Consider the following 1,899-nt stretch of genomic DNA (forward strand, 5'->3'; position numbering starts at 1 on the left):
GCGCTGGCCGGCAGCGTCTTGGCGGTACGTTTGTCTTGCAGGCGATGTGCATCCACCACCAGCGGCAGGCTGTCGCTGGACAGCATCAGCCGGTCCAGCTTGACGGTCAGGCCGACGGTGTCAAGATAGGGCAGGGCCTTGAGCTTTTCCAGATCGGTGGCCACGGCTTTTTTCACCGCGATCAGCTGCGGCTGGTCGAATTTGGACAGGCGGGCATCCACCATCTGCAGTGCGGAGATGGCGGCGGGAACATTGCCGGCCAGTTGCAGCTGCTGGCTGGCAATGGCCAGGGTGTGTTCCACCTCGGACAGCAGCCAGTCGGAGCGGGTCTTGGTCAGCTCCTGGTACATGCCGTTCAGCGTGGCGTACTGGCCGGCGGATTCGTTGACGCGGGTTTCCAGTACCGCCAGCTTGGCGTCGGTGGCGCGGGCGGCGGTCAGTGCCTGCTCGGTCATGCCGCGCAATTCCTTGGAGGCGCCATTGCCTTCAGCCAGCCGGCCTGCCAGTTCCTGGCGGGAGGCAGTCAGTTCCTGCTGGGTGCTGTACAGCTGCCAGCCGGACAGGCCAAGGGCAGCCAGCGCTACCAGCAAGGCCAGGTTCAGCTGTTTTTTGCGGGACGGACGGGGGGTGTCGACAGTCTGGGTTTCGCTCATGGGTGACGGGAGAACCATTCTCTGAGGCCGGCGACGAGCGCATCGTCATCGGCCCGGGTTGTCACGATGCGTGTCGCGCCCAGAGCCTGCAATCGTTCGGCAATGCGCGGGTGCGGCACACAATACAAAAGGCATTGTAACGTCCCGGCTCTTGCCGGACCAGCCAGTCTGAACAATTGCTCGGCCATTTCACTGGAAGTGATCACCATGGCGTCTGGCGGGCCTTCGTCCAGCAGGCGCCAGTCCGGCCGGCCATCCACCCGCTGGTAGATCTCGGCCAGGCTCACCTGCGCGCCACGGGCGCACAGGGTGTCAGCCAGCAGGGCACGGCCACCCTGGCCGCGCACGATCAGCCAGTGCTGGCCGGCGACATCGGCCAGCTGGGGCAGGGCCAGCAGGGCTTCGCTGTCGCTGCCTGCCGTGGGAAACAGGATGTCCTGGCCGCTGAGCCTGGCCAGGCGGCCGGCGCTGGCCTGACCGACACAGGCCAGCCTGGCCTTGAGCGGCTGTTGCTGTAGTGCTGGCCAGGCAATGTCGATGGCGCTGGGGCTGACAAAGAACAGCCAGTCGGCTTGTGCAGCTTGTTGTGGCAGGCGGGCCAGCGCAGCAGCAAGAGGCTGGATGTCCATTACCGGAAAGGCTTGTCCCTGCCAGCCGGCATCGGCCAGCAGAGTCAGCAAACGGCCGCTTTGCGCGGCCGGTCTGGCCACCAGGATGCGGCGGCCGGCTGCTGTCATTGCTGGTCTTTCAGTACGGCGTCGATCAATGGCTTGGCGCCATCATCCAGCAGGCGTTTGGCCACGGCGCGGCCCAGCGAGTCGGCATACTGGCGCGGCGCACTGGCAGCGGCGGTCAGCATCACCGAGCCATCCGGATGCGCCACAAAGCCGCCCAGGCTGATCACGTCGTCGCTGAGGGTGGCAAAGGCGCCCAGCGGTACCTGGCAGCTGCCGCCCAGTTCGCGTGCCAGCGCACGTTCGGCGCTGACGCAGGCGTGGGTGTCGGGATGGTTCAAGGGTTGCAGCAGGGCCAGCATGTCGGCGCGGTCGGCGCGGATCTCGATGCCCAGCGCGCCTTGCCCTGCCGCCGGCAGGCTTTCCGACGGGGCGAGTTCTGACCGGATACGGTCGTGCAGCTCCAGGCGCTTGAGGCCGGCAGCGGCCAGAATGATGGCGTCGTACTCGCCGTCATCCAGCTTGCGCAGACGGGTTTGCACATTGCCGCGCAAGGGCTTGATCACCAGTTG

General features: G+C 66.3%; 3 protein-coding genes. All 3 read right to left on the reverse strand.

Annotated features, from left to right (window positions below; translation table 11 throughout):
* Positions 1-653, reverse strand: a 653-nt coding sequence (locus tag JHD64_RS21005) for a uroporphyrinogen-III C-methyltransferase (RefSeq protein WP_199055526.1), incomplete at its 3' end; no start/stop codon positions are given.
* Positions 650-1,390: a uroporphyrinogen-III synthase gene (locus JHD64_RS21010; RefSeq protein WP_199055528.1), complete on the reverse strand. Its 741-nt coding sequence runs from the start codon at positions 1,388-1,390 to the stop codon at positions 650-652. The genes JHD64_RS21010 and JHD64_RS21005, both read right to left, overlap by 4 nt.
* A partial coding sequence (locus JHD64_RS21015) for a hydroxymethylbilane synthase (protein ID WP_370540994.1) occupies positions 1,387-1,899 on the reverse strand: 513 nt, incomplete at its 5' end. The genes JHD64_RS21015 and JHD64_RS21010, both read right to left, overlap by 4 nt.

Source organism: Aquitalea sp. ASV15 (genome assembly GCF_016429115.1).
Lineage (GTDB): Bacteria > Pseudomonadota > Gammaproteobacteria > Burkholderiales > Chromobacteriaceae > Aquitalea > Aquitalea magnusonii.

Excerpts from the sequence above, each read along its gene's own strand:
- JHD64_RS21010 (WP_199055528.1), bottom strand. The coding sequence starts at position 1,390 with ATGACAGCAGCCGGCCGCCGCATCCTGGTGGCCAGACCGGCCGCGCAA.